Genomic DNA, 24,607 nt, shown 5'->3' with positions numbered 1-24,607 from the left:
CCTCCTATTCCTTTAGTATAGCCGATAAAGAAAGTCTCTTTCAATATGAAAGAGACTTTCTTTTATTTCGATTATTGATTCTTTGTAGCTGAATTATCTGCTAAAGTAGCTGTTTTCGTCATTTTTTGACCGTTACGGTAGAATGTGACTTCTACTTTCTCGCCTACTTTTTTCTTTTCATATAAATATTTACGGAATTGAAGTGAATTTTCTACTTTTTGATCATCTAATGCTACGACAATATCATATTGCTCTAAACCAGCTTTTTCTGCCGGTGATATTGGGTAAATTTTACCTAATACAACACCATTAGTTACTTCTTTCGGTACTTTCAATTGATTGACTGCATAAGCTTGCACATCTTCTAACGAAACGACACCTACTCCAAGAGCTGGACGTTTTACTACTCCGTCTTTTTCAAGTGATTCAATAACTGGCTTTGCGATATTAATTGGAATAGCAAATCCAATTCCTTCAACTTCTTGTTGTGCAATTTTACTTGAATTAATCCCAATTATTTCACCGTTTTGGTTAAATAATGCACCACCACTGTTACCAGGATTAATCGCTGCATCTGTTTGAATAACTTGTGCTTGCCAATCTGGGCGTTTATCCCCATCAATATCAACTGGGATTTCGCGTTCTTTACTACTGATTATACCTTCCGTTACACTTCCGTCAAATCCAAGTGGGTTACCGATTGCAATCGCTTTTTCACCCGCACGAAGTTTACTTGAGTCACCTAAAGTTGCAACTTTATTTACATTAGCCCCATCAATTTCAACAACAGCTAAGTCTAACCAAGGATCTTTCCCTACTAACTTTGCATCTACCTTTTTACCATCACTTAGCTTTACAGCAAGTTTATTCGCTCCATCTACTACGTGGTTGTTTGTTACAATATATGCTTTATTTCCTGCTTTTTTATAAATAACACCTGATCCTGAACCAGCTTGTTGTTCTTGACCTGTCGGTTGCATTGCAAATGGATCAACGCTTTGTTGCATATTAATAACGCCTACAACAACATCTTTCGCTCCTTCAATCATACCAGGTAAATCAGTTTCATTTTTCGCTTTATTTACAACAGGAACTACAGTACCTTCTACTTTTGAATCCGAACTAAATGATGATACTGGTGCTCCATTATTTTGAGCCCATGGCATATATGGTGCTGCAAAACTAATCGAAACCGCTCCGACTACAGCTCCCACTAAACCTGTGAAGAAATAGCCTTTTTTACTACCTGATTTTCTCACTTCTCTCGTTTCACTATGCTCTTCATTTAAATTTGGTCCGTCGTAATATCCCATGTTTTATTTCCCCTCTCTGGTGAATTCGTATTTTCAGTATAGTCACGTTTTGTGTCCTTCTTGTGAACTCATCGTGAAATCCAATTAAAAAAATACTCCTATCTAACATTGTAGACAAGAAAAGTATTTTTTGTACATTCTACCTTCAAAAGAGAGTATAAAATTGCCATTTTCCTAGGCTAAATTACACAAATTGTTCTAGATTATTCTTCAAATTTATAACCAACTCGAATAACAGTACCGATATGCTTCGCTTTATCTCCTAACTTATTTCGAAGTTTTTTAATATGGGTATCAACCGTTCGGTCATCACCGTAATAGTCATATCCCCATAACTGGTCTAATAAATGTTGACGTGATAATACGATTCCTTTGTTCTCCATTAAATAAACGAGAAGTTCAAATTCTTTATGTGTCAATATAATTTCTTCTCCATCTACTAAAACAGTTCTAGATAGACGATTCACTTCAATTCCAGCTAAAGACATAGCATTTTCTTCCGCTACTCCTACCGCGCCATCCGCACGTTTCAATAACGTCTTTGCACGAGCTACTAACACTTTCGGACTAAATGGTTTCGTTACATACTCGTCTGCACCTAATTCGAAACCTAGCAATGTATCATCCTCATCCGAACGTGCTGTCAACATAATAATTGGTACTGCTGATTCTTTTCTAATTCGTCTACAAACAGACCATCCATCTATTTCCGGTAACATAATATCTAACATAATTAAATCAATTTCATGCTCTGCAAATAACTCTAACGCTTTCTTTCCATCTTCTGCTTCGATTACTTCAAAGCCTTCATTACGAAAATAATCACTAACAATTTCACGTAATCTTCTTTCGTCTTCAACAAGCAATACTGTTTTATTCATATAATCTATCCCGCCTTTTTACTCTTTCAATCGAATAATACGTTGATTGGAGCTTCCGCGAAATGGAAGTGTTAAATCTTTTTTCTCAATTTCAAACCTTCCATCGACTAAAACATCCCCATAATGTAACAACTCTATCATATCATTATTTTGGGAACTCTGTATCTCTTCTAACGTATAACCTGTATACATCCATAGGTTTTTTTTCAAATCTTTCACGATTTTTGCTACCTTTTTCACTTCAGCAGCTTGAAAAAATGGATCTCCACCTGAAAATGTTACATCAGTTAATGGATTACTTGCAATCTCTTTCACAATTTCTTCTACTGTCATTTCCGTTCCGTTGCAAATATTCCACGATTTCGGATTATGGCAACCGACACAACGATGCGGACAGCCCGCAAAAAACACGACTGTCCGCAATCCTTCTCCATCTACTACACTATCATGAATAATATTCATCACTTTCATTTATGTTTCACCCGATCTATCTCTTCACTACGTTTCGCACTATTCCACTTCGACATATCTCCTACAAGATAGCCTGTTATACGGCGAATTCTTTCTATATTAGCCTCATCTTCATTCCCGCAACTTGGACATTCATTTCCAATAACCCCGTGATAACTACAGCACTTACAACGGTCAACAGGATGATTAATTGAACCGTATCCAACGCCATGTTCTGCCATGGCTTGTATAATTTGTTTTAATGCCTTTTTGTTATGCATCGCTGCTCCGTCCAGTTCAATATACGTAATGTGTCCTCCATTACAGAGAGCATGGAACGGGCCTTCTAAACGGATTTTATTTATCGCTTGAATGTTATAATAAACTGGAATATGGAATGAATTCGTATAGTAATTATGGTTCGTTATACCGCTAATCACGCCAAATTCTTCTCTATCTTTTTTCACAAACTTTCCTGATAATCCTTCTGCTGGAGTTGCAATTATCGAGAAATTTAGTTGATGTTCTTCTGTCGCTTTATCCATTCTATCTCTCATAAAGGAAATAATTTCGTACCCAAGTTTCCATGATTCTTCATCTTCCCCATGATGCTTTCCTGTTAAAGCTACTAAACATTCCGCAAGACCGATAAAACCAACACTTAACGTCCCTTGTTTTAAAATCGAAGCTACGGAGTCTTCAGGCTGCAATGCTTCTCCACCACGCCATACACCTTGTGAATATAAAAACTGAAAATCTCTTGCTCGCTTCGTACATTGATACGCAAATCTTTCTAATAACTGCTTAATTCCTAAATCTAAATAGTAGTTTAGCGCTTCAAAAAATGCTTCTTTTGAACCACTAATTAACGCTAATTTCACTAAGTTGATAGACGTAAATGATAAATTCCCTCTACCAATCGCGGTTTCTTCTCCATGTATATTAGACATAACACGGGTACGACATCCCATGTAACATACTTCACTTTCTGGTCTTCCATCATAATGCACTGCATTAAACGGAGCATCTAAAAATGAAAAGTTAGGGAATAATCGCTCTGCAGTTGTCTCTAATGCTAATTCAAATAAATCGTAATTCGGATCACTTTCTTCAAAATTCACACCTTTTTTCATCTTGAAAATTTGAATCGGAAAAATTGGTGTCTCTCCTTTACCAAGTCCAGCTTGTGTTGCTTTTAATAGTTGTTTAATTAACATTCTTCCTTCTTTTGATGTATCTGTTCCGTAATTAATAGAAATAAACGGTACTTGTCCTCCGCCCCTACTATGCATACTATTCGAATTATGAACGAAAGCCTCACACGCTTGATACGTATCATTTTCCGTTTCTTTCCATGCAAATTCTTCTATTTGTTCTTTCGTAAGCGGATATGATTGTAATCGTTTTTTATGTCTCTCAATTGTTTTTCGTACATAAGGTGCTAAATCAATATCAAAGAGTGCAAACGATTGACCGCCATGCTGCATATTTTGATTCGCTTGAAAAATAATAGACGAAAGAGCCAATGCACTTTTAATGTCTTGTGGTTGTCTCATATGTCCATGTCCAGTATGAAAACCGTTAGCAAGCATTTGCGCTAACGGAATTTGCGAACAAGTCGTCGTTCCTGTCGCATAAAAATCTAAATCATGTGGATATAATATATTTTCATTTATCGCTTTTTTCACTTGATCTGACAATAAATTCTCAACAGCATAATATTTTGCACTCTCAGATGCGAATGTTCCCATTACACCCATTGGAGAGCGGCCGTCTACGTTTGCATTTTCTTGCATTAAATCTTGTTCATTGCCGTGGACTATCGTCTCGAACACTTTCATTAATTCTTCTCCACGTGTATTATTTTGTAACATTTATAACCCTCCACCAATATGTTGTTGTCTTTTGATTAAAATGTTACTACATATAGTCTTGCTGTTTCTGTGAGAAATGTAACATTACTGTGAAATTTTTTTCACGAAATAATGAATTTTTCATTTACAAAAAAGAAATGTGCTCTTTACAAATGTATGGTACAATATACGGGAAAAACTCTTTTTACCCTTTATCAACACATTTGAATAAAGGAGACTGAACTTATGGTTACTACATATCTTTTATTTATCGTTGCCTACTTGCTTGGCTCGATTCCATTTGCACTAGTTGTTGGAAAAATTGGCTACGGAATCGATATTCGTGAGCACGGGAGCGGTAATCTAGGCGGAACAAACACATTCCGTACATTAGGGAAAAAAGCAGGTTTTACCGTTACAATTGCTGACATTTTAAAAGGGACATTAGCAACAAGTCTACCAATGATTTTCGGATTAGATATTCACCCACTATGGTTCGGGTTAGCGGCTGTTCTTGGACATGTCTACCCGATCTTCGCGAAATTCCGTGGTGGTAAAGCAGTTGCAACTTCTGCTGGGGTGCTATTATGCTATTCACCAGTTGTTTTTGCAATATTGGCTGTTGTATTTTTCACCCTTTTATTTACAACAAGATACGTATCACTTTCTTCTATGGTAACAGCAGTTGTTGCTGTTATTGCATCCATTGTTAGCGGGGATAAAATCTTCATTATTGCGATGTGTTTATTAGCAGGTATGGTTATTTATAAACACCGTGCAAATATCGGACGAATTATAAATAAAACTGAACCAAAAGCAAACTTTTCAAAAAAGCAAAAATAAGATCGTAACCCACATAACGCAAAAAGAAAACGTGAAGCATATTAATAGCGTCTTTTTGCGTTATTTTTTATACTAAAGAAAAAGCAACATAACTTGGAGGAACTATACATGAATCTTTCCGTAACAAAAGAAGCAGCACAATGGTATAAAAATGAATTAAACTTACAATCAAATGAAACACTACGCTTTTTCGTACAATACGGTGGTTGCAGTACTGTGCAAAAAGGACTTTCTTTAGGTATTCGTAAAGATGATCCTGCACACCCTGCTGTTCAAATTCAAGAAGAAGGTATTAACTTCTTTATTGAAGGCGATGATGAATGGTTCTTCGATGGACATAATTTATCTGTTACACTTCATGAAGGTGACGACTTCCCACAATTTAATTATGAAAAATAAAAAAGCGCGGCTTCTGCCACGCTTTTTTATTTTTTCTTAATTTCCTCATATTTCGCATACCACTCAGGATATAACTTTTTAAATGATACAGGGCGGAACCCTTCTTTTTTCGCACAAATATTCGTCGTACTTGCAGTAATACAAAGATCACCATCACCATTATATATTTCATATCCATATACAACGCGAAGCGGGCTCACAGTATCGACCCATGTTTTTACGATTGCCTTTTCTCCATAACGCATCGCTTTACGATATGAAATTTGTAAATCTAACACAGGAGAAATAATTCCTTCTTTCTCCATTTCAACATATGAAAAACCTAAATCTTGTATAAGTTTCGTGCGACCTAACTCAAGCCACACTAAGTAGTTTGAATGGTAAACAACACCCATTTGATCTGTTTCCGCATAACGGATTTCAACTTCATGTTCTGCTACAAACATATGTATTCGCCTTCTTTCACTTCTGCTACCTTGCATACATTTAATCATAATACAGTAACATCAAAAATAAAATAAAAACAGTGAATCTTTTACTGAAAGGAGCCAGCATATGATTCAAATTGTAACTGTTCGTAGTGGTGATAGCGTATATAGCTTGGCATCAAAATATGGATCAACACCTGACGAAATAGTAAAAGACAATGGACTAAATCCAGCTGAAACGCTCGTTGTTGGTCAGGCACTTATCGTTAATACGAAAGGAAATAATTATTATGTACAGCCTGGTGACAGCCTATATCGAATTTCTCAAACATATAATGTCCCCCTCGCTAGTTTAGCTAAAGTTAATAATTTATCTTTAAAATCTATTCTCCATGTCGGACAACAATTATATGTACCAAAAGGCACAAAACGAGCTGTAGAATCCATCGCTTATTTACAACCTTCAACTATACCGATTAAAGAGAGTTTAGTTAATGCGACACGCGCCATCAATCCATTTTTAACATACTTAGCCTATTTTAGTTTTGAGGCAAAAAGAGATGGCACATTAAAAGAACCTACTGAAACAGCTAAAATTGCTAATATTGCAACGCAAGGTAAAACAATCCCTATGCTCGTTATTACAAATATTGAAAATGGTAATTTCAGTGCCGATCTAACATCAGTTATTTTACGCGACGCAACGATTCAAAACAAATTTATTACTAACATTTTGCAAACAGCTGAAAAATATGGCATGCGAGACATTCATTTCGATTTCGAAAGTGTAGCACCTGAAGACCGCGAGGCGTATAATCGCTTTTTACGAAATGTAAAAACACGCTTACCTAGTGGGTACACATTGAGCACAACTCTCGTACCGAAAACAAGTTCCAATCAAAAGGGCAAATTTTTCGAAGCTCATGATTATAAAGCGCAAGGGCAAATTGTTGATTTCGTCGTCATTATGACATATGACTGGGGATGGCAGGGCGGGCCACCGATGGCGATTTCTCCTATCGGTCCAGTGAAAGAAGTACTTCAATATGCAAAATCTCAAATGCCTCCACAAAAAATTATGATGGGGCAAAATTTATACGGGTTTGATTGGAAACTTCCATTTAAACAAGGAAATCCACCTGCAAAAGCAATTAGCTCCGTCGCAGCTGTTGCACTAGCTCGTAAATATAATGTTCCTATTCGTTATGATTTCACAGCCCAAGCTCCTCATTTTAATTATTTTGATGAAAACGGCGTGCAACACGAAGTTTGGTTTGAAGATTCACGGTCTGTTCAAAGTAAATTCAATTTAATGAAAGAACAAGGTATAGGTGGTATTAGTTACTGGAAAATCGGTTTACCATTCCCGCAAAATTGGCGTTTACTCGTTGAAAATTTCACGATTACGAAAAAGGGCTGACAAAAGTCAGCCCTTTTTTTCATATTACTGCTAAAAACTCATCTTTCATTTCCTCACAAAAAAGAAGAATGATAACATTCTCCTTTTTAACCGTTATCAACAATCGGTTGTTTACCTGTTTGATCTTGCATTTGCTTTCCTTTATTTCCACCAGCTTTTTTCGATTGTGTTCCAATATGATTTGGTGCAAAGTCTTTTGAATTTTTTTTCGGATTACCCATTACTATCGCCTCCTTAACACTAGTATCGTACTAGTGTTAAGAATTATTCAGCTTGCTTAAAAAGTTTCATTTCATAACGTTTTTCGATGCGCTCTTCAATGCGATCAATTGCATCACGATCGCTTAATAATTGTTGTTTATTTTCATTTACAAGTTCTTCAAACGATTTACGGCGACTTCTTCTCATGTTGTTCACCCTCTCTCCTTCGCTTTCTTATTACATAGTATGAGCAAACGAAAAACTCTTTAATCAGATTTGTAAGAAAATTTTATGTTTTAGTACTCCTAAAAAAACTCCGTGTACAATATATTGCACACGGAGTTTTTCATACCATAATATTTAAATACTCTTTCAACTTTTCATCTGCATTTATTTCATTTTCTTTATAATCATGAAGCGCCTGTAACACAAAATCATACTGTTCTAAAATATAACTTTCTAATTTCATAACATCCTCTAAGCTATTAAGCATAATTCTCGTATTACCAACTTCACTTTTTAACGCTGGTTCACATTTTAAGCTTGTACATATTTCTTTCACATCATCTTCTAATATTTCTGTTAATACATATTTCTTTCGCCCTTTTACCTTTACTCTCATAACTGGATAAAAAGCTTTTATATCTAAATAACTTCCTACATTCATACAACGTAGCCATTCTACATTACGTTTATTACATACAAGCATTTCTTTCACCGCTTCGTATACCGCAGTTTCATCAAGCACAGCCTTATTTACTTTTCGGTTCCCTTCTTCTTCAATAGCTGCACACTTTTGATAAACAGCGGCACACGTAATACAATCGTCAAATGCATTATGAGAACTTAAACGAATGCCAAGCATTCGCTTTAACGTTTCAAGTTTATGATTAGGCGCATGCTTCATGTATTTCTTCGCTAAAAATACAGTATCAATTACTTTATTTTTAGGTTCAGGTAGCCCTAGCATATTTACATTACTTTTCAAAAAGCGCATATCAAAAGAAGCATTATGGGCCACAATAACATTTGTATGTAAAAATGCTAAAAATAAAGGTAACACTTCTTCAATCGTCGGTGCATCTGAAACGCGATAATTAGTAATACCTGTTAAACTCGTTATTCGGTCCGGAATTGGCCGCTCTGGATTCACGTATGAAACAAATTGATCTACTAATTCATGATTACGATATTTCACTGCTGCAACTTGAATAATTTTATCATTATAAGGGTTAAATCCTGTTGTTTCAAAATCAATTACAACATAATCTAACGGTAAGGATACATTCCCCACTCCATACACTCCTTTATCTCTAAACGTTTATATTTCTTACATCATATCATGAAGTTATTACTACTTGAAAAAGAAAAGGCAGAAATGGGAACTCTCCACCTCTACCTTTTCACCATTATTTTAATTTAGCAACTCTTTTCTCCATCTCTTTTTGCGTCATCGGCCCAATAAACTTATCTTGAATGACACCTTTTGTATCTATAAAATACGAAGTTGGAATCGTAATTACTTTATACGCTGTTGTCACATCAATGTTCTTGTCCAATAAAATAGGAAAAGTAATTCCTTTTTCTTTAACAAAATTGCTTACCTTTTCTACTCCCCCACCTTTTTCTGAAGGCGTATAATTTATTGCTAAAATTTCTACGTTCTCTTTATGTTCTTTATAGAAAGCTTCCATATCCGGCATTTCTTGCTGACATGGTCCACACCACGTTGCCCAAAAGTTTAAAATCACTTTCTTTCCTTTTAAATCCGATAACTTTACATTCGTTCCATCTAACTTCGTTAATTCAAAGTTTGGCGCACTCTTCCCTATTTCGATACCATTACTTGCAATCATCTCTTTCATAGCAGCTTCACTTTTTTCTTGCTCCCCTTGTACCGCCTGATCTTTTTTACCAAATTGTTCATAAGCTGCATATCCCGCTAAACAAAGTAACACTACAATAATCGTAAGCTTCCGCCACATTTTATATCACCCTAACGTATTTATCTTCTTATTAACCTAATTACCCAAATACTATATACCTTATTTTAGCTTATACGGACGAGCTTGGAAATATTCACAGTCGAAATAATTAGAATATTCTTATTTAAAGTGAAATTTTTTCCTTTTTATCATATAATTAGAAAAATAAATGAAGTGTTGCTTATCTTCTTATGGACCCATTCACCTTTTTACTCTCGTAGTTATAAACCTACAACAAAAGGGGGATTTTTTATGAATTCATTCGAAAAAACAACATTATATATTCTTAGTTTTCTTTTATACCCAGTCGGTATTATTACATGAATCATTTCACTCTTTAGTAAAGACCTTAAAAAAAAGAAAGTAGGGCGTATTTGTCTCTACGTCTCTCTAGTCTCATTCGTCCTTTTCTTAATTCTTGGAATTGCCACTTTCCTTACGACCGCTACCTTTAACGTTGATCTGAATCATTCAGAATCTATCGAGTATCAAATAAATGATGCTGAATAAAGATAAGAGCAGTACTCTTATCTTTATTCACATCACTTGCAAAACGAATGACTATTTATTAATTTTTTAGGACTTCCACATGCAACAATACGTCCTTCTTTCATTATGACAACACGATCTGCTAGTATCGCTTTCTCTACATCATGTGTTGCCACAATTCTCGTGACCTCTCTTCCTAATCCTTCTATCATATTCCAAATAGTTTCTTGGTTGCTCGGATCTAATCCCGCAGTTGGTTCATCTAAAATAATAAGATTCGGATTTGAAACAATGGCACGTAATAATGCAAGACGTTTTCTTTCCCCCCCCGAAAACTCTTCACCGCTTTTATGTAGTACAGTTTGAAGCCCTTCCGATAAACCTCTAATTATCGGCTTCACATTTACAAGCTCAATATTTTTTTCTAACTGGTTTTCTAAACACTTTTCCTCGAAATACATATTCTCTTTTACTGTCGTCCGAAAGAAACGAGGTTCTTGCCACACTGTAGTCATACGAGCCTCATCACCATAATAAACAATGTTACCATTAGATGGTTTATACAACCCTGTCATTAATTTTAAAAGCGTTGTTTTTCCTGCGCCACTTTCTCCTACAATAATAACGAGTTCACCTGGATTAATTTGCAAATCAATATTATGAATTCTGCATTTCTCTTCATCATTCTCCTGAAATGAAACATTTGTTACTGTCATCCCCATCGCTCTTTCTACCTTACTATCTGCCACTCGTTTATCTAAAAAGGAAAAAATTCTATTTGCCGAAGCGACTGCAACTTGTGTCATCATTAATAAATCGCCAACGTAACGGACTGGAAAAAAGAGCATTTCAATTGTGGCTAACACGGCAACAATTGAGCCAACTTCCATTTCTCCCTTCATTATTTTTTGCGCGCCTATAATGAGAACAACGATATATGCCCCTGTTTCAATCACTGTTCCAACTACTCCAATGCAGTGTTGCATCATCGTCTTCTTTACTTCCGATTTATAAGATTGTGCCGTTACTCCTTTAAATAAGCGAATAGCCCATTTTTCTTTTTGTAAACTACGTAAATCTTGTATACCCTTTACAAACTGTGACACCATCTCTACAACACTCGATTGATTTTTTTGAGCAACGCTTGCAATATCTCTTACCTTTTTTCCCATCAGTATTGGAACAATTGTACTTAAAAATAAAAACGGAGTTACCCACAATATAAACTGTATATCTATATGTTGTAGTGCTATGAAAGCTCCAATAAATTGGGCAATAGCGTGTATATACTCTATTAATATAAAGCCATATAATCTGATCCAGTTCGGAATATCAGATACGACCCAAGTTTCTAACTCCCCTTGCTTGATCTTCTCACTCTCTTCAAACGGTAATGAGAAATAGTGACGCAATAATTCTATACGTTTCGTTTGTAATATACGTTGACTCGCTTTTGAACTTATATAATCAAATAGAAGATTGTTCGTCCACATCAAAAAGCGACTACCCGCAAACAAAGCTATATATAAATAGGCACTTCTTAACTCCCTTTGAATAAGATTGTCTACAATTACCCCCATGAAGATTGGACGCGATAAGTTTAAAATAGCAGCTATAATTCCACTACAAATGGCTGCTATAACTAATATTTTCTCCTGTCGTAATGGTAACAATATTCTTTTATATTCTTTCATGACGTTTCCCCCATTTTTTATATTAAAAAGAAAGGGATGAAACCATATGGTTTCATCCCTTTCCATAAAATAAGGAAGCTAACTATTGTTAGCTTCCTTATTGTTCATTTCAATTATTTAGTTCGACACTTTTGACTCTTCGATTTTCTCACGAAGAACCATTTGCAGAATACCACCGTGACGGTAGTAGTCAATTTCTACTTCACTATCGAAACGAGCTACTACTTCAAATTGTTTTTCGTTGCCATCTAAATCAGTTGCAACTACTTTTACAAGATCGCGTGGTCTAACTGATTTGTCGATTTGAATTTCAAATGACTCGTTACCAACAAGGCCTAATGTTTCAGCACTTTCGCCCTCTTTAAATTGAAGTGGTAATACACCCATTAATACTAAGTTACTGCGGTGAATACGTTCGAAGCTTTCTGCGATTACTGCTTTAATACCTAATAAGTTAGTACCTTTCGCAGCCCAGTCACGAGAACTTCCCATACCGTAATCTTTACCAGCAACAACTAGAAGACCTGTTCCATCTTCTTTATATTTCATAGCAGCATCATAGATAGATGTTACTTCACCAGTTGGCCAATATGTTGTATATCCGCCTTCTGTTCCTGGTGCGATTTGGTTTTTAATACGGATGTTTGCAAATGTACCACGCATCATAACTTCATGGTTACCACGACGAGAACCGTAAGAGTTAAAGTCAACTGGTTGTACGCCGTTTTCTAATAAGTAGCGTCCAGCTGGTGTGTGCTTACCAATTGAACCTGCTGGTGAAATATGGTCTGTTGTTACAGAATCACCAAATTTACCAACTATGCGTAAACCTGATAACGTTTCAACTTCACCTGGCTCTTTAGATAAACCTTCAAAGAATGGTGGGTTTTGAATGTATGTTGAATCATTATCCCAAGTATATAAAGCTTCGTTTGAAGTTTGGATTTCATTCCAACGCTCATTGCTGTTAAATACTTGTGCATATTCTTTCTTGAACAATTCAGATGTAACAACGCTTTGAACTACATCTTCAATTTCTTTAGCTGATGGCCAAATATCATTGAAGTAAACAGCATTGCCATTTGCATCTTTACCGATTTCATCATTTTTCAGGTCAATATCAACAGTACCTGCAAGTGCATATGCCACAACAAGTGGTGGTGATGCTAAGTAGTTTGCTTTTACAAGAGGATGAATACGACCTTCAAAGTTACGGTTACCAGATAAAACAGATGTTACTAGTAAGTCGTTTGCTGCGATTGATTCTTCTAATTCTGGCGCTAATGGACCAGAGTTACCGATACAAGTCGTACAACCGTAACCAACTGTTTGGAAACCTAATTGATCTAAATATGTTGTTAAACCGGATTTATCTAAGTACTCAGTAACAACTTTAGATCCTGGTGCTAATGATGTTTTTACGTACTCAGGTACTACAAGTCCTTTTTCAATTGCTTTCTTCGCAACTAGACCTGCTCCAATTAATACGTATGGGTTTGATGTATTTGTACAGCTTGTAATTGCAGCGATTGCAATTGCACCTGTTTTCATCGTTACTTCTTTATCTTCTAATGTAACCTTCACTTCTTTATCGAACTCTTGCTCATTAAATCCAAGTCCTTGTGTTCCAACTGGTGCTAAAACAGCTTTGTGGAACGCATCTTTCATATCTGAAAGTGGAATTAAATCTTGTGGGCGTTTCGGTCCAGAAAGGTTAGATTCGATTGTATTTAAATCAATTTCAACAAGATCAGTGTAGATTGGATCTTTACTATCTGCTGTATAGAATAAACCGTTCGCTTTACAGTATTCTTCAACAATACGAATTTGCTCTTCATCTCTACCTGTTAAACGTAAGTATTCTAATGAAATATCATCGATTGGGAAGAATCCACAAGTTGCGCCGTATTCTGGTGCCATATTTGAAATTGTTGCACGGTCAGCTAAAGGCATACTCTTTAGTCCATTACCGAAGAACTCAACAAATTTACCAACTACACCTTTTTGACGTAATACTTGTGTTACTTTTAATGCAACGTCTGTTGCCGTAGTACCACTTGGAAGTGTGCCAGTTAATTTCACACCGATTACTTCAGGTACTGGGAAGTATGAAGGCTGTCCAAGCATTCCTGCTTCTGCTTCAATACCACCAACGCCCCATCCAAGAACGCCGATACCGTTAATCATTGTTGTATGTGAGTCTGTTCCAACTAATGAATCTGGGTATGCAACTAAGTCACCTTCAGCATTTTTCACAGCATGAACAACTGGTGCTAAATATTCAAGGTTTACTTGGTGTACAATGCCTGTAGCTGGTGGAACTGCACGGTAGTTATCAAATGATTTTTGTGCCCAGCTTAAAAATTTATAACGTTCTTCATTACGTTTAAACTCTAAGTCCATGTTGAATGCAAGCGCGTCTGCCGTACCCGCTCTATCAACCTGTACAGAGTGGTCAATTACAAGGTCTACAGTAATTTCAGGATTAATTTTGTCAGGATTCCCACCCATGTCTGCCATTGCTTTACGAAGCGAAGCCAAATCAACAACAGCTGGAACACCAGTGAAATCTTGTAAAATTACACGAGATGGTTTAAATGGAACATCGATATCTTGCACATCTTTCGTTCCCCATTTCGCTAAATTTGTAACATGCTCTTCTGTGATTACACGTCCGTCTACTTGACGAAGTACTGATTCAAGTAAAACTTTCACGGAATATGGTAATTGAGATACGTTGCCAACCCCTGCATTTTCAAGCGCTTTCAAATCATAATAATGATACGTTTTTCCATCTACTTCAAAAGTTGCACGTGATTGAAATGGATTATGTTTGACCATTATGTTTCCCCCCTGTTAAACGTGACTAAGTTGTCTGAATATAAAATGTAGACAAACTTTTCAATACCTTACGATAATATCTTATTACAACTTTCTAAATAAGTAAATAATAAGAAACTTATAGATTATCATAAGTTTTCTTTATGTTTCTAAATTTGAATAGCTTTCATGCTCCTTATGAATACTATTATCATAAAGTAAAGTGCTCTATCAGCGATTTACTTACAGTTCATACATACTATGAACTGCTCATCATTCAACATACAAAAAATGTTATAGAGGTGAAATAAAATGGGTAAAAGAAAAGCAAATCATACTATTTCAGGAATGAATGTTGCATCTGCACAAGGACAAGGAACTGGTTACAATGAAGAATTTGCAAACGAGCCTTTAACTCCAGCAGAGCGACAAAATAATAAGAAACGTAAAAAGAACCAGTAAAGAAAAATCCCAAAAGGTCTATTTTCCTTTTGGGATTTTTTCTAATGTTTATAACGTAGTAATTCCGAAACCGTTACAAATCGATAGCCCTGCTTTTTCAACTCAGGTAAAATTTTTGCTAGCGCTGCTACCGTTTGACTACGATCATTTCCTCCATCATGTAACAATACAATATCGCCACTTTTAGCATTTTTCACTACATGATTTACAATGGATTCGACCCCTGGATCTGCCCAATCACGTGGATCTTGATGCCATGACCATAGAACAGTTTGATAACCAGCTTCTTTCGCTGTTTTAAATACAGCATCGTTAATATATCCACCAGGAGGACGGAATAGCAAAGGTTCTTTCACCCATTTTTCAAAAAATTTCTTTCCATCTAAAATATCATTTTCTAATTTTTCATCTGACGAATTACTCGCATACAAATGATTCATCGTATGATTTCCAATTTCATGTCCCTCTTTTAACACTTGTTTCACTAAATATGGATTGCGCTGAACTCGAAATCCAATCATAAAAAATGTCGCTTCAGCCTTATATTGACGTAATAAATCTAAAACTTGCGGTGTATATGTTGGATCTGGCCCATCATCAAATGTAATTGCAATAATTTTTTCATTATTAGGTACTTCCCATGTTACATAACCAGTTGGTTCTAACTCTTTTCTGAGCAACATTTTCGCTTCCACTTTTTCCACTTGAAATATATGTACTGCGCATAATAAAGAAAAAACTATTAAAAGAATTTTCTGTTTTAACATAACGTTCACTAAAGCAGCAAGGTTGTCGAATAGACAACAACCTCATTTACTTTTCTAATTGATCTACATTTCGCATTATATTTTGGAGATTATTTTCATATTGCTCAAGTTGTGGACGTTGTGTTTCTGAAGCTACCTCTAGTGCATTTTGAATTTGTTCATATGCTTCCTGAACCTCTTGGCGTAACTCTTTTAAATCATGACCATAGTTAGGGTCATTCTTCACAATATTATTAAATGCATTTTCTGCTTGTGTAACTCCTTGCTGTGCCGCTTGAAAGGCTTGTTGCTTATCTTTATGATATGGCATTATATAATCCCCTTTCTATAATAGTTAGTCCCCTTTATCTTTACCTTTTTTTCTAAAAACATTCTTGTATAAAATCGTCAACTTCTCTCATTCTAAAAAGAAAGAGGAGGTGTCACATATAATGAGTAAAAACAATCGTGAATCTAAAGAAAAAAAAGGACAACCTGAGCCATTAAGCGGATCTCATAAAGTAAAAAACCGTAACCATTCACGCCAAAAAAAACATGCACATCATGATATGTAATAAAAAATATTCACATACCGTGCACATTCAACATAAAATGTTTGTATTTCATCATTTATTCTTCACCTCTGTTTCATTCATGCATAACATGATATGAATTGATATTTTACGGAGGGTGTCTTACATGGGCAAGAAAAAGAAGAATTGTCTTTTTCATGTTGATGGTTTCGAAGAATGGATGGATCAATTTTGTTCCGATTCTTATAGTAACTTTAGCTTTCCAAATCAAATTCACATCGACCTTTGCGAAACCGAAGAAGAATATATTTTGGAAACAGATGTACAAAATGTCACTGAACAAAATGTACTCATTAAAAAGTTAGAGACAGGCCTAGCTATATGCATACTTCATAAAAACATTTCCTTACAACGAACAATCCCTTTACCTACTACTATCATTTATAAAAAGATGCTAGCCTGCTTAGAAAACGGATTTTTAGCCATTCATATTTCCAAAAATGAAGTTGCTGATAAGCATGAAAAAAAAGTTCTTTTTTCAAATTAAGAGTTAATATAATATAAACTAAGCCCCAGTTGGTTACTGGGGCTTATGTTATTTCGCATGCATTTCTATATTAGAATTTGCATCATATCTTTTTTTCGATAAACCTTTTGTAACTAAAAGCACAGGAAATGCCACAGTTGAAAATATAGCTAGTGCTGAAAATACTACAAACCCATTTTGGTAGCCGTAGTAATCGAGAAGTACTCCTCCAAACCACGGACCTATTACTGCTCCAATTCCCGAAAAGCCCATCGCACCGAAGTATGTTCCTTTTAGATGCGCAATAGCAATATCATCAATAAATACATCCGTCATCGAAAACATTAAGACTTCTCCAATTGTAAAAATAATTGTACAAACGGCAGCACTTAGCATAGATTCTACTATTCCAAAGCCAAATAATCCTCCGCTTACAAATAAAGTCCCCACCATAATTGATGTTAACGGTGTATACTTTTTGCACATTTGAATAACAGGGTATTGGATAATCACTACAACAATCGCATTTAAAGCTAACATATATGAAAATAATTTCACTCCATCCTGAAATATATGTGCATTTGCAAAATATTGAGATACTGTTGTCGTTAAGTGAGAAAAACCACAATTACTCAAAATAATACCGACTAAAGCAACTAAAAATACGACATCCTTTCGCAAAATGCGAATTGCATTTAACATTGTGACAGGTTTTTCTGTATTTATTTTCTTTTTTTCAATTGGATACTTCTTAAATTGGAATGCTAATATAGCTGTATATAGAATGTACACTCCAGCTGCTACTAAAAAAGGAATTGTAGATTTTGCGCTTCCAATCTGTAATCCGACAAGAGGGCCAATCGCCACTCCAACATTGATTGCACCGTAACGCAAATTATATACGAGTAAACGATACTCTGGTTTCGTTAAATCTGATAATAATGCTCTTGATGTTGGCTCAAAAAACGACCTACATAATCCATTTAAAGCGTTTAATAAAAAGAAACTTAAAACATGATCCGCAAGTGAAAAACCTATAAACACAAAAATCCAAACGATCATGGACCAGAGCATAATCGTTTTCCGGCCAAATCGATCTGATAAATTCCCTCCGATAAAACTAGCAAAAACACCAACAAGTGCACTCGTTCCGATAATAGCACCTGTCATTCCAGCTGATACACCTTTAACAGTCGTTAAATAAATTGCTAAAAAAGGAATGCTCATTGACGTGGCGAACCTCGCAAATAAAGTCCCTATTATAATTGTCATTCCTAACGGATGAATATTTTGTAACTTCCCCTTCATCACTAAACCTACTCTCCCCGTTCTTACATAAAAAAAAGAAAGCAAAGGATCTGCTTTCTTTTCCTTTTTCTATACTTGAGCTGTTGATACCCGAGTTGTTCTCGTTATGTCCATATCAATTCCATATGTGAACTGTAATTCTTTACACACATCTTTAATTAAGATTGCGACATTATACTTTTCATTAAATTGTAAAACTATGTTTTCTACTTCTTCATATGTATACTTATATTCCCCTGTAATGACACTTTTTAAATCAAAGCATTCATTTATACAAAGTTGCACAAGTAGCTGGTCATATTTCTCTATTACATCTTCTTTCTTCCACAGTAACTCTTTTACATATAACCGATCAAACTTCACACTTTCTCGATTACAATCCGTTAAAATCCGGGTCATTTCATTTAATTCTCGATACAATTCAGAAATATTTTTACTTAAACTAAGAAGTTTATCTACGCCGTTTTCATATAACATATTCATTCCACCCCCGCATTTTCTTTTTCTTATTATAGCAAGAAAATTCTAAAAATAGTTTCTTTCTTCTGAAATATTAGGAAACTAATTTCAATTGCTTTACAATGAAACTAGTGAACGCGAAAGGGGAAAGAAAATTGGAGCAAAAATTATATTACACTGACGCTTATAAGCAAGACTTTACTACAAAAATTATAAAGCAAGATTATGATAAAGACGGTAACTTATACGTCGTTTTAAACGAGACCGCATTTTATCCGACAGGTGGCGGACAACCGCATGATACTGGCACATTAAATGATATCGATGTAATCAATGTAGAAGAGATACATGGGGAAATTCGTCACTTCATTGTAGAAAAATTACATACAGAAGAAGTAGAAGGTAAAATCAATTGGGAGCGCCGTTTTGATCATATGCAGCAACATGCGGCTCAGCACATTTTATCTGCTGCTTTTTGGGATCATTTTAACATACCTACGATTGGATTCCACCTTGGTAAAGAAACGGTAACAATTGATTTAGAAATAGAAAATCTTCATACAGAAACGGTTGAAAAAGCAATAAACATTGCCAACAAAATTGTTTTCGAAAACCATCAAATCCATATCGAATGGATGAACTTAGAAAAAGCGAAAACATTCCCCCTTCGTAAAGAACCGACTATAACAGAAAATATACGTGTTGTTATAATTGAGAACTTCGACTACAACGGCTGTGGCGGAACGCATCCGAAACGTACAGGTGAAGTAGGTCCTATTCAAGTACTAGGGTGGGAGCGCAATAAAGGTGGCATACGATTAACATTTATCGCTGGTTGGCGCACACTAAATTTAATGGGCAAACAACAACAAATTATGAAAGATGTTTCTAAACAATTAAACAGTAGCGAGAGTGATATCCCAGCAAAAGTAGCACAACTTCTTACTTCTCAAAAAGAAAATGAAAAAGCAATACAAACAATGAATGAAAAATTATTATTTGCAGAGGCAAATGAACTACTTCTACAGCCCATAAAAATTCATGCTGACATACTTATTTCTAAAGTATTTACAAATCGTTCTATGCAAGAAATCGCAAAGCTTTCCGCTATTATTACAGAACAACAAGAGCATGCAATTACGTATTTCGTCATCGAAAATGATGACAAACTACAATGTATTCTCGCTTGCGGAAAATCAGTATCACTCGATATGAATGCTCTTTTAAAAGACGCTCTTCCTACAATCGAAGGAAAAGGTGGCGGAAATAAGAAGAGTGCTCGCGGTGGCGGGAGAGCAATTATGAGCGGAGATGAATTTTTAAATCAGCTTGTTTCTTCTTTACAGTCGGCGGTGTAAAGCATTTTTAGTAAGGATAGCTAACAGCTATCCTTACTCTATACTTACAAACCAATATTTTGTTTCAATCCTTGGTAACTCCCTGCACTTGCAAAACCTTCACTTATAAGAGTGATAAAAGTTTCCGAAAAACCATATTGACTTAAATCTTTAATCGGTACCATTTGCACATCATGAATCGGATTATGATCAAACTCGTTAGAAGGTAGCGTAATTTCACCTTCAATCTTTTCAAGCAGAAACGTAATATGCAATAAAGATGGGCTAGCATCCGGTTTATCACAAACATAGAGTAGCTTCTTAATTTTAACTTCTAACCCTGTTTCTTCTCTCATCTCTCGACTCATCGCTTCTTCTAACGTTTCACCATTCTCTACCCTTCCCCCAGGTAAAGACCAATTGCGACTAGCAACTTTTTGCTTTACTAGCAATACTTTTTCACCTTCAATTAAAATTCCCGTAACACGAACTTGCATTACATTTTCCATATGTAATCCCCTCTTCCCATTATATTTACAAATTAATCCTTCCACAAAAAGAACGTATGTTTTATAATTAAAGAAAATTATGGAAGAAAGAAGTTGTTACATCTATGCGTCCACCCTTAACAAAACCTATATCACTTGAAGTTTTCCAAAACTATTATTGGTTAAAAGCAGAACTCCAAACATTTTGCCGTGAGCATGGTTTGCCAGCTAGTGGCTCTAAGATTGAAATAACTGAGCGTATCTCACATTATTTAACTACTGGTAAAATATTAAAAAACAGCTCTGGTCAAAAGGTGAGTAAAGCTTCTCTCTCTTATAAAGAACTTTCTCTTCAAACGATTATTACTAACAATCACCGCTGTAGCGAAGATGTTCGTGCTTTTTTCAAAGAAAAAATCGGAGCAAACTTCCGCTTTACAGTAGCTCTCCAAAAATTTTTTAAAGAGAATGTCGGAAAAACATATGAAGACGCGGTAGCTTTTTGGCATGAAGAAAACGAACGAAAAAAAGACCCTACATACAAAACAACTATCGGTGCACAATTTGAATACAATCGCTTTACTCGTGACTTTTTCGAAGATCCAAATAATAAAGGGAAAGCAAAAGCTGATGCGATTGCTGCTTGGAACGAAATGAAAGCGAAGCCTGGTAGCAATATTTATGTTCCTCAAAAAGTAGAAAACTAGTTACCTCGCTAGTCTTCTACTTTCTCAAATAATAGCGCAATCCCTATCCCGCCTCCAATCCCTAATGTAGCAATTCCATATTTCATAGACTCTCTTTGTGCCTGATAAAACAAACGTGTTACAAGCATAGCACCAGATGCACCGTACGGATGACCGAGCGCAATTGCTCCACCATTTACATTTACTTTTTCGTACGGAATTTGTAACTCTTTTGCGCAAGCAACAACTTTTGAAGCGAACGCTTCATTTATTTCAAAATAATCGATGTCCTCTACTTTTACATTCATTTCGTTTAATAATTTGTTTACCGCAAATATCGGACCAGTCCCTGGAAGCTTGGGATCCACTCCCACTACAGCACTACGAACGAAACGAAGGACAGGTTTATAACCTAACTTTCGGGCTTGTCCCTCTTCCATTACAAGAACAGCACATGCCCCATCATTTACACCACATGAATTACCTGCCGTCACTGTTCCATTTTGTAAAAATGCGGGCTTTGTTCTTTTAATGATTCGTTCATAATTCATTTCTAGCTTTATAGATTCATCTAATAATCCATTAAAAGAAAATATTTCATCATGTATATATCCTTTTTCTAACGCTTGCAGTGTCCGCTTATAACTAAGACAAGCATACTCGTCTTGCATTTCTCTCGTTATGTTATAACGCTCCGCAACATATTCAGCCGCTACTCCCATGTCAGGATCACCAATTGTTTCAGGTGAAAATCGTGCTCTTTTTTGAAAAGGTGACGTACTTGTACTCTCTACTCCCCCGGCGATATAACACTTACCTGCCCCGCCTTGAATGAGATGACACGCAGTTCGAATTGCTTCTAAACCAGCACCACATTGCCGGTCAATCGTTACACCAGGAATATGATAGCCAAGTCCCGCCTCTAAAGCAGATAGTCTCGCAATATTCCCTCCTGGCCCAACAACATTACCTAGTATGACATCATCTATTTCCCTCTCAATCCCTTTACTTAAAAACGTAAGAAGCGGCGTTGCTAATTGCTGAACTTCATACTCTTTTAACATCCCATTCTTCTTACCGATAGGTGTTCTTTTCGCCTCTACAATAACTGCTCTATTCATATATTTTCTCCCGGTTTTCAATCATACTTTTTGCTTCCATACGAGCGATTTTCCCACTATTTGTATAAGGTATTCCATCTACAAAATGCCATTCTTTCGGTATTTTAAAAGAGGATAATCTCTGTAAGCAAAAACTCTTTAATTGTTGTTTCGTAGCACTTCCTTTTACGATCGCGAGGGGCTTTTCACCCCAGTAACTATCTTTCACACCAATTACAACTATTTCATCAACAGCTGGGTGTTCATGTAATACACTTTCTATTTCTTCTGGATAAATATTGATTCCTCCAAATAAAATCATATTCTTCTCTCTACCAACAATATATATAAAGCCTTCTTCATCTTCATAGCCTACATCTCGCACTGTCATCCAGCCTTCTGCATTCAACTCCCGTGTTAAAACCCCATCTATTATGTATCCCATAAAAAACTGATCACTTTTCACATAAACAGTTCCTATTTCACCTTTTTGTACTTCTTCGCCTGCTTCATTACATATTCGAACTTGCACATTGTGACAAGGTTTTCCTACTGAATTTGGCCTTCTTTCGCTTTCTGCATCGACTAGTGCTGTTACAAAACTTAACTCTGATGCACCATAAAATTCATATCTTTTCGCATAAGGAAATATATTCTTTATTTTTTCTTTCGCTTCAGCTTCCCATTTCGCTCCTGACGAAATAATTTTCACTTTATTTTCTATTACTCTATTTTCTTTATATAAAGATTCAAGCATTGTCGGAACTGTATACATAACTGATATATTTTCAGTTTCTAACTTATCTAGTACTTGATTTGGAATGAACTTTCTCATAATGTACACCGTTTGTCCTACATATAATGCACTTATTGCCCCGTATAAGAAAAGAGAATGAACGAGCGTCCCAGCTATTAAAATCGAATCCTCCCTTTTCATATGAAAGTCATGTACATTACAATCAAAACTATGAACCCACGATTGTTGTGCACGTAAAAATGCTTTTGCTGTTCCTGTTGATCCTGATGTAAATCCCATATAAAAAGGAGCATTTTGTAAACTTTCTACAGGATTATATGTAGGAAGATAGTTCTCTATCATTCTTTTCCACTCATCAATTTCAATTACTCTTCCTTCTTCATCCGGTAGATCATTTACCTTATATCGCTCTGTCACAATCACATCCGGATTACTAATTGCAATTCTTTCTTTGAGCTCATCCTCTTTCCACTTTATATCTAACGGCACACAAACCCATCCAGACATCGCAGCCCCAGCAAATAGTTGTAAAAACTCCATACTATTTTCTAATACAATTGCTATCGTTTTATTCTTCGATTCTTTTTCATTCAACCAGTTTGCTACTTTACATACTGACTCAAACCACTCTTTATATGTTAATACTCGATCATTTTCCTTTATTGCTATTTTACTTGATAGTAAAGAGGCATACTTTTTATATTCTTTTGTAATCCCCATTTGAGACGTCCTTTCTTTACAAAATAATAAAAAGAAACACGCAATGAACGTGTTTCTTCTCTTTCTTATCCCGCATTTGTATATTTCCCACTCTTTAGAGCAGGCGTAATAATATGTTTCAATGAACGATGTAATTTCGTTACAAGAATTGCTGCTATAATCGCTTTTATGCAATCACCTGGTAAAAATACGACACTCACTTTCATCGTCTGCCATATAGAAATATCCATTACGAATGCTTGTACAATGATACCAAATACATAAACTACGAAAATACCACCAATTATATTAATGCATAATACTTTTATAATAGAAACTTCACGTAAACGCTCAATTAAATAACCAATAACAAATGCTCCTACAATATAACCAAGTAAATATCCTGCGCTTGGCCCAACAAATATACCTGGACCACCTCGTCCACCTGCAAGTAATGGTGCCCCAACTCCAACAATAAGTAAGAAAATAAGCTGACTTAACGCACCAAGACGTGATCCTAACAATCCACCAGCAAGCATAACACCGAGTGATTGTAATGTAATCGGAACTGGTGTAATAGCAAGAGCAATTGGAGGTATTAACCCTAACACTCCCATAATAGAACTAAATAAAGCGACGAAAACTAAGTTTTTTGTATTCATATTTGCTTCTCCTATTTGTAAACTTAAAACGATTTTTAGATAACATATTATAGGAGTTATATTATCTT

Annotated in this window: 27 protein-coding genes and 1 pseudogene; 9 read left to right on the top strand and 19 right to left on the bottom strand. The window is 35.6% G+C overall.

Annotation, left to right across the window (positions count from 1 at the left end; all coding sequences use genetic code 11):
- Nucleotides 1-71: 71 nt before the first annotated feature.
- From N2V92_RS16990 to N2V92_RS16975, 4 genes are all read right to left on the bottom strand, one after another.
- Nucleotides 72-1,313, bottom strand: coding sequence for a S1C family serine protease (locus tag N2V92_RS16990; RefSeq protein ID WP_000542642.1), 1,242 nt, complete (start codon nt 1,311-1,313; stop codon nt 72-74).
- A 203-nt stretch (nt 1,314-1,516) separates the two neighbouring features.
- Entirely contained in the window at nt 1,517-2,194 is a 678-nt protein-coding gene (locus N2V92_RS16985) for a response regulator transcription factor (protein WP_001044679.1), read from the bottom strand.
- An 18-nt stretch (nt 2,195-2,212) separates the two neighbouring features.
- Nucleotides 2,213-2,665 (bottom strand): anaerobic ribonucleoside-triphosphate reductase activating protein, encoded by a 453-nt coding sequence (gene nrdG / locus N2V92_RS16980; RefSeq protein ID WP_000867078.1) that lies wholly within the window; start codon nt 2,663-2,665, stop codon nt 2,213-2,215.
- Nucleotides 2,662-4,518 carry an anaerobic ribonucleoside triphosphate reductase gene (locus tag N2V92_RS16975; protein ID WP_000940081.1) on the bottom strand — a complete coding sequence of 619 codons (1,857 nt, stop codon included), beginning with the start codon at nt 4,516-4,518 and terminating at the stop codon, nt 2,662-2,664. The genes nrdG and N2V92_RS16975 overlap by 4 nt, the downstream gene beginning before the upstream one ends.
- A 225-nt stretch (nt 4,519-4,743) precedes the next feature.
- On the opposite strand from N2V92_RS16975, the gene plsY reads away from it, so the two are divergent.
- The gene (gene plsY, locus N2V92_RS16970; protein ID WP_000258974.1) at nt 4,744-5,340 is read left to right on the top strand and encodes a glycerol-3-phosphate 1-O-acyltransferase PlsY; all 597 of its coding nucleotides are present in this window, start codon (nt 4,744-4,746) and stop codon (nt 5,338-5,340) included.
- Between the two features lie 108 nt (nt 5,341-5,448).
- Nucleotides 5,449-5,739, top strand: coding sequence for a HesB/YadR/YfhF family protein (locus tag N2V92_RS16965; protein ID WP_001054452.1), 291 nt, complete (start codon nt 5,449-5,451; stop codon nt 5,737-5,739).
- A gap of 26 nt (nt 5,740-5,765) precedes the next feature.
- Here N2V92_RS16965 and N2V92_RS16960 read toward each other — a convergent pair whose 3' ends face one another.
- Nucleotides 5,766-6,185, bottom strand: coding sequence for an acyl-CoA thioesterase (locus N2V92_RS16960; RefSeq protein ID WP_000495808.1), 420 nt, complete (start codon nt 6,183-6,185; stop codon nt 5,766-5,768).
- Between the two features lie 109 nt (nt 6,186-6,294).
- Between N2V92_RS16960 and N2V92_RS16955 the strand changes: the two genes are divergently transcribed.
- Entirely contained in the window at nt 6,295-7,587 is a 1,293-nt protein-coding gene (locus tag N2V92_RS16955; protein WP_000614855.1) for a glycosyl hydrolase family 18 protein, read from the top strand.
- Nucleotides 7,588-7,673: 86 nt separating this feature from the next.
- On the opposite strand, the gene sspN is transcribed toward N2V92_RS16955, so the two are convergent.
- The 4 genes from sspN to N2V92_RS16935 form a co-directional block, all read right to left on the bottom strand.
- Nucleotides 7,674-7,808 carry an acid-soluble spore protein SspN gene (gene sspN, locus N2V92_RS16950; protein WP_000527987.1) on the bottom strand — a complete coding sequence of 45 codons (135 nt, stop codon included), beginning with the start codon at nt 7,806-7,808 and terminating at the stop codon, nt 7,674-7,676.
- A gap of 43 nt (nt 7,809-7,851) precedes the next feature.
- Entirely contained in the window at nt 7,852-7,995 is a 144-nt protein-coding gene (locus N2V92_RS16945) for an FbpB family small basic protein (protein ID WP_001254699.1), read from the bottom strand.
- A gap of 139 nt (nt 7,996-8,134) precedes the next feature.
- The gene (locus N2V92_RS16940; protein WP_042595436.1) at nt 8,135-9,082 is read right to left on the bottom strand and encodes a 3'-5' exonuclease; all 948 of its coding nucleotides are present in this window, start codon (nt 9,080-9,082) and stop codon (nt 8,135-8,137) included.
- Nucleotides 9,083-9,197: 115 nt separating this feature from the next.
- Complete coding sequence (locus N2V92_RS16935; protein WP_000269061.1) at nt 9,198-9,773, bottom strand: redoxin domain-containing protein; 576 nt, start codon at nt 9,771-9,773, stop codon at nt 9,198-9,200.
- A 252-nt stretch (nt 9,774-10,025) separates the two neighbouring features.
- On the opposite strand from N2V92_RS16935, the pseudogene N2V92_RS16930 reads away from it, so the two are divergent.
- Nucleotides 10,026-10,283, top strand: a pseudogene (locus N2V92_RS16930) (hypothetical protein).
- A gap of 32 nt (nt 10,284-10,315) precedes the next feature.
- On the opposite strand, the gene N2V92_RS16925 reads toward N2V92_RS16930, so the two are convergent.
- The gene (locus N2V92_RS16925; protein WP_042595438.1) at nt 10,316-11,956 is read right to left on the bottom strand and encodes an ABC transporter ATP-binding protein; all 1,641 of its coding nucleotides are present in this window, start codon (nt 11,954-11,956) and stop codon (nt 10,316-10,318) included.
- Nucleotides 11,957-12,073: 117 nt separating this feature from the next.
- Nucleotides 12,074-14,797, bottom strand: coding sequence for an aconitate hydratase AcnA (gene acnA / locus N2V92_RS16920; protein WP_042595440.1), 2,724 nt, complete (start codon nt 14,795-14,797; stop codon nt 12,074-12,076).
- A gap of 291 nt (nt 14,798-15,088) precedes the next feature.
- On the opposite strand from acnA, the gene sspO reads away from it, so the two are divergent.
- Nucleotides 15,089-15,238: a small acid-soluble spore protein O gene (gene sspO / locus N2V92_RS16915; RefSeq protein ID WP_000518060.1), complete on the top strand. Its 150-nt coding sequence runs from the start codon at nt 15,089-15,091 to the stop codon at nt 15,236-15,238.
- Between the two features lie 41 nt (nt 15,239-15,279).
- Here sspO and pdaB read toward each other — a convergent pair whose 3' ends face one another.
- Together pdaB and N2V92_RS16905 are read right to left on the bottom strand one after the other, a co-directional pair.
- On the bottom strand, nt 15,280-16,005 hold the full coding sequence (pdaB, locus tag N2V92_RS16910) for a polysaccharide deacetylase family sporulation protein PdaB (RefSeq protein ID WP_000917688.1): 726 nt from the start codon (nt 16,003-16,005) through the stop codon (nt 15,280-15,282).
- A 46-nt stretch (nt 16,006-16,051) separates the two neighbouring features.
- Nucleotides 16,052-16,315 carry a hypothetical protein gene (locus tag N2V92_RS16905; protein WP_001146295.1) on the bottom strand — a complete coding sequence of 88 codons (264 nt, stop codon included), beginning with the start codon at nt 16,313-16,315 and terminating at the stop codon, nt 16,052-16,054.
- 121 nt (nt 16,316-16,436) lie between these two features.
- Here N2V92_RS16905 and N2V92_RS16900 point away from each other — a divergent pair, with 121 nt between their 5' ends.
- Nucleotides 16,437-16,559: a small acid-soluble spore protein P gene (locus N2V92_RS16900; RefSeq protein ID WP_000042142.1), complete on the top strand. Its 123-nt coding sequence runs from the start codon at nt 16,437-16,439 to the stop codon at nt 16,557-16,559.
- 124 nt (nt 16,560-16,683) lie between these two features.
- Nucleotides 16,684-17,064 (top strand): Hsp20/alpha crystallin family protein, encoded by a 381-nt coding sequence (locus tag N2V92_RS16895; RefSeq protein ID WP_000516758.1) that lies wholly within the window; start codon nt 16,684-16,686, stop codon nt 17,062-17,064.
- A gap of 48 nt (nt 17,065-17,112) precedes the next feature.
- Here the strand turns inward: N2V92_RS16895 and N2V92_RS16890 are convergent, their stop codons facing one another.
- Together N2V92_RS16890 and N2V92_RS16885 are read right to left on the bottom strand one after the other, a co-directional pair.
- On the bottom strand, nt 17,113-18,351 hold the full coding sequence (locus N2V92_RS16890; RefSeq protein ID WP_002082353.1) for an MDR family MFS transporter: 1,239 nt from the start codon (nt 18,349-18,351) through the stop codon (nt 17,113-17,115).
- 69 nt (nt 18,352-18,420) lie between these two features.
- Nucleotides 18,421-18,828: a hypothetical protein gene (locus tag N2V92_RS16885; protein ID WP_000965134.1), complete on the bottom strand. Its 408-nt coding sequence runs from the start codon at nt 18,826-18,828 to the stop codon at nt 18,421-18,423.
- A 137-nt stretch (nt 18,829-18,965) separates the two neighbouring features.
- On the opposite strand from N2V92_RS16885, the gene N2V92_RS16880 reads away from it, so the two are divergent.
- Nucleotides 18,966-20,168 carry a serine-tRNA(Ala) deacylase AlaX gene (locus N2V92_RS16880; protein ID WP_017763506.1) on the top strand — a complete coding sequence of 401 codons (1,203 nt, stop codon included), beginning with the start codon at nt 18,966-18,968 and terminating at the stop codon, nt 20,166-20,168.
- A 44-nt stretch (nt 20,169-20,212) separates the two neighbouring features.
- Here N2V92_RS16880 and N2V92_RS16875 read toward each other — a convergent pair whose 3' ends face one another.
- A complete protein-coding gene (locus N2V92_RS16875) occupies nt 20,213-20,656 on the bottom strand; it encodes an NUDIX hydrolase (RefSeq protein WP_000432585.1) in 444 nt (147 codons plus the stop codon).
- Between the two features lie 104 nt (nt 20,657-20,760).
- Here N2V92_RS16875 and N2V92_RS16870 point away from each other — a divergent pair, with 104 nt between their 5' ends.
- Nucleotides 20,761-21,342: a DUF6434 domain-containing protein gene (locus N2V92_RS16870; protein WP_001247725.1), complete on the top strand. Its 582-nt coding sequence runs from the start codon at nt 20,761-20,763 to the stop codon at nt 21,340-21,342.
- A gap of 8 nt (nt 21,343-21,350) precedes the next feature.
- Here the strand turns inward: N2V92_RS16870 and N2V92_RS16865 are convergent, their stop codons facing one another.
- From N2V92_RS16865 to N2V92_RS16855, 3 genes are all read right to left on the bottom strand, one after another.
- Entirely contained in the window at nt 21,351-22,442 is a 1,092-nt protein-coding gene (locus tag N2V92_RS16865; protein ID WP_001077997.1) for an acetyl-CoA C-acyltransferase, read from the bottom strand.
- Nucleotides 22,435-23,898, bottom strand: coding sequence for an acyl-CoA synthetase (locus N2V92_RS16860; RefSeq protein ID WP_042595444.1), 1,464 nt, complete (start codon nt 23,896-23,898; stop codon nt 22,435-22,437). The genes N2V92_RS16865 and N2V92_RS16860 overlap by 8 nt, the downstream gene beginning before the upstream one ends.
- 65 nt (nt 23,899-23,963) lie before the next feature.
- Complete coding sequence (locus tag N2V92_RS16855; RefSeq protein WP_001093320.1) at nt 23,964-24,539, bottom strand: biotin transporter BioY; 576 nt, start codon at nt 24,537-24,539, stop codon at nt 23,964-23,966.
- Between the last annotated feature and the right edge of the window lie 68 nt (nt 24,540-24,607).

The organism is Bacillus sp. CH_48, assembly GCF_038008465.1.
GTDB lineage: Bacteria > Bacillota > Bacilli > Bacillales > Bacillaceae_G > Bacillus_A > Bacillus_A thuringiensis_S.
This window is presented reverse-complemented; position numbering and strand designations above follow the sequence as displayed.

Excerpts from the sequence above, each read along its gene's own strand:
- N2V92_RS16960 (WP_000495808.1), bottom strand. The coding sequence starts at position 6,185 with ATGTTTGTAGCAGAACATGAAGTTGAAATCCGTTATGCGGAAACAGAT.
- N2V92_RS16985 (WP_001044679.1), bottom strand. The coding sequence starts at position 2,194 with ATGAATAAAACAGTATTGCTTGTTGAAGACGAAAGAAGATTACGTGAA.
- N2V92_RS16975 (WP_000940081.1), bottom strand. The coding sequence starts at position 4,518 with ATGTTACAAAATAATACACGTGGAGAAGAATTAATGAAAGTGTTCGAG.
- N2V92_RS16870 (WP_001247725.1), top strand. The coding sequence starts at position 20,761 with ATGCGTCCACCCTTAACAAAACCTATATCACTTGAAGTTTTCCAAAAC.
- N2V92_RS16925 (WP_042595438.1), bottom strand. The coding sequence starts at position 11,956 with ATGAAAGAATATAAAAGAATATTGTTACCATTACGACAGGAGAAAATA.
- N2V92_RS16885 (WP_000965134.1), bottom strand. The coding sequence starts at position 18,828 with ATGTTATATGAAAACGGCGTAGATAAACTTCTTAGTTTAAGTAAAAAT.
- N2V92_RS16875 (WP_000432585.1), bottom strand. The coding sequence starts at position 20,656 with ATGGAAAATGTAATGCAAGTTCGTGTTACGGGAATTTTAATTGAAGGT.
- pdaB (WP_000917688.1), bottom strand. The coding sequence starts at position 16,005 with ATGTTAAAACAGAAAATTCTTTTAATAGTTTTTTCTTTATTATGCGCA.
- N2V92_RS16890 (WP_002082353.1), bottom strand. The coding sequence starts at position 18,351 with ATGAAGGGGAAGTTACAAAATATTCATCCGTTAGGAATGACAATTATA.
- N2V92_RS16935 (WP_000269061.1), bottom strand. The coding sequence starts at position 9,773 with ATGTGGCGGAAGCTTACGATTATTGTAGTGTTACTTTGTTTAGCGGGA.
- N2V92_RS16860 (WP_042595444.1), bottom strand. The coding sequence starts at position 23,898 with ATGGGGATTACAAAAGAATATAAAAAGTATGCCTCTTTACTATCAAGT.
- plsY (WP_000258974.1), top strand. The coding sequence starts at position 4,744 with ATGGTTACTACATATCTTTTATTTATCGTTGCCTACTTGCTTGGCTCG.
- N2V92_RS16955 (WP_000614855.1), top strand. The coding sequence starts at position 6,295 with ATGATTCAAATTGTAACTGTTCGTAGTGGTGATAGCGTATATAGCTTG.
- N2V92_RS16945 (WP_001254699.1), bottom strand. The coding sequence starts at position 7,995 with ATGAGAAGAAGTCGCCGTAAATCGTTTGAAGAACTTGTAAATGAAAAT.
- N2V92_RS16865 (WP_001077997.1), bottom strand. The coding sequence starts at position 22,442 with ATGAATAGAGCAGTTATTGTAGAGGCGAAAAGAACACCTATCGGTAAG.
- N2V92_RS16900 (WP_000042142.1), top strand. The coding sequence starts at position 16,437 with ATGAGTAAAAACAATCGTGAATCTAAAGAAAAAAAAGGACAACCTGAG.
- nrdG (WP_000867078.1), bottom strand. The coding sequence starts at position 2,665 with ATGAAAGTGATGAATATTATTCATGATAGTGTAGTAGATGGAGAAGGA.
- N2V92_RS16895 (WP_000516758.1), top strand. The coding sequence starts at position 16,684 with ATGGGCAAGAAAAAGAAGAATTGTCTTTTTCATGTTGATGGTTTCGAA.
- N2V92_RS16905 (WP_001146295.1), bottom strand. The coding sequence starts at position 16,315 with ATGCCATATCATAAAGATAAGCAACAAGCCTTTCAAGCGGCACAGCAA.
- sspO (WP_000518060.1), top strand. The coding sequence starts at position 15,089 with ATGGGTAAAAGAAAAGCAAATCATACTATTTCAGGAATGAATGTTGCA.
- N2V92_RS16990 (WP_000542642.1), bottom strand. The coding sequence starts at position 1,313 with ATGGGATATTACGACGGACCAAATTTAAATGAAGAGCATAGTGAAACG.
- acnA (WP_042595440.1), bottom strand. The coding sequence starts at position 14,797 with ATGGTCAAACATAATCCATTTCAATCACGTGCAACTTTTGAAGTAGAT.
- N2V92_RS16855 (WP_001093320.1), bottom strand. The coding sequence starts at position 24,539 with ATGAATACAAAAAACTTAGTTTTCGTCGCTTTATTTAGTTCTATTATG.
- N2V92_RS16965 (WP_001054452.1), top strand. The coding sequence starts at position 5,449 with ATGAATCTTTCCGTAACAAAAGAAGCAGCACAATGGTATAAAAATGAA.
- sspN (WP_000527987.1), bottom strand. The coding sequence starts at position 7,808 with ATGGGTAATCCGAAAAAAAATTCAAAAGACTTTGCACCAAATCATATT.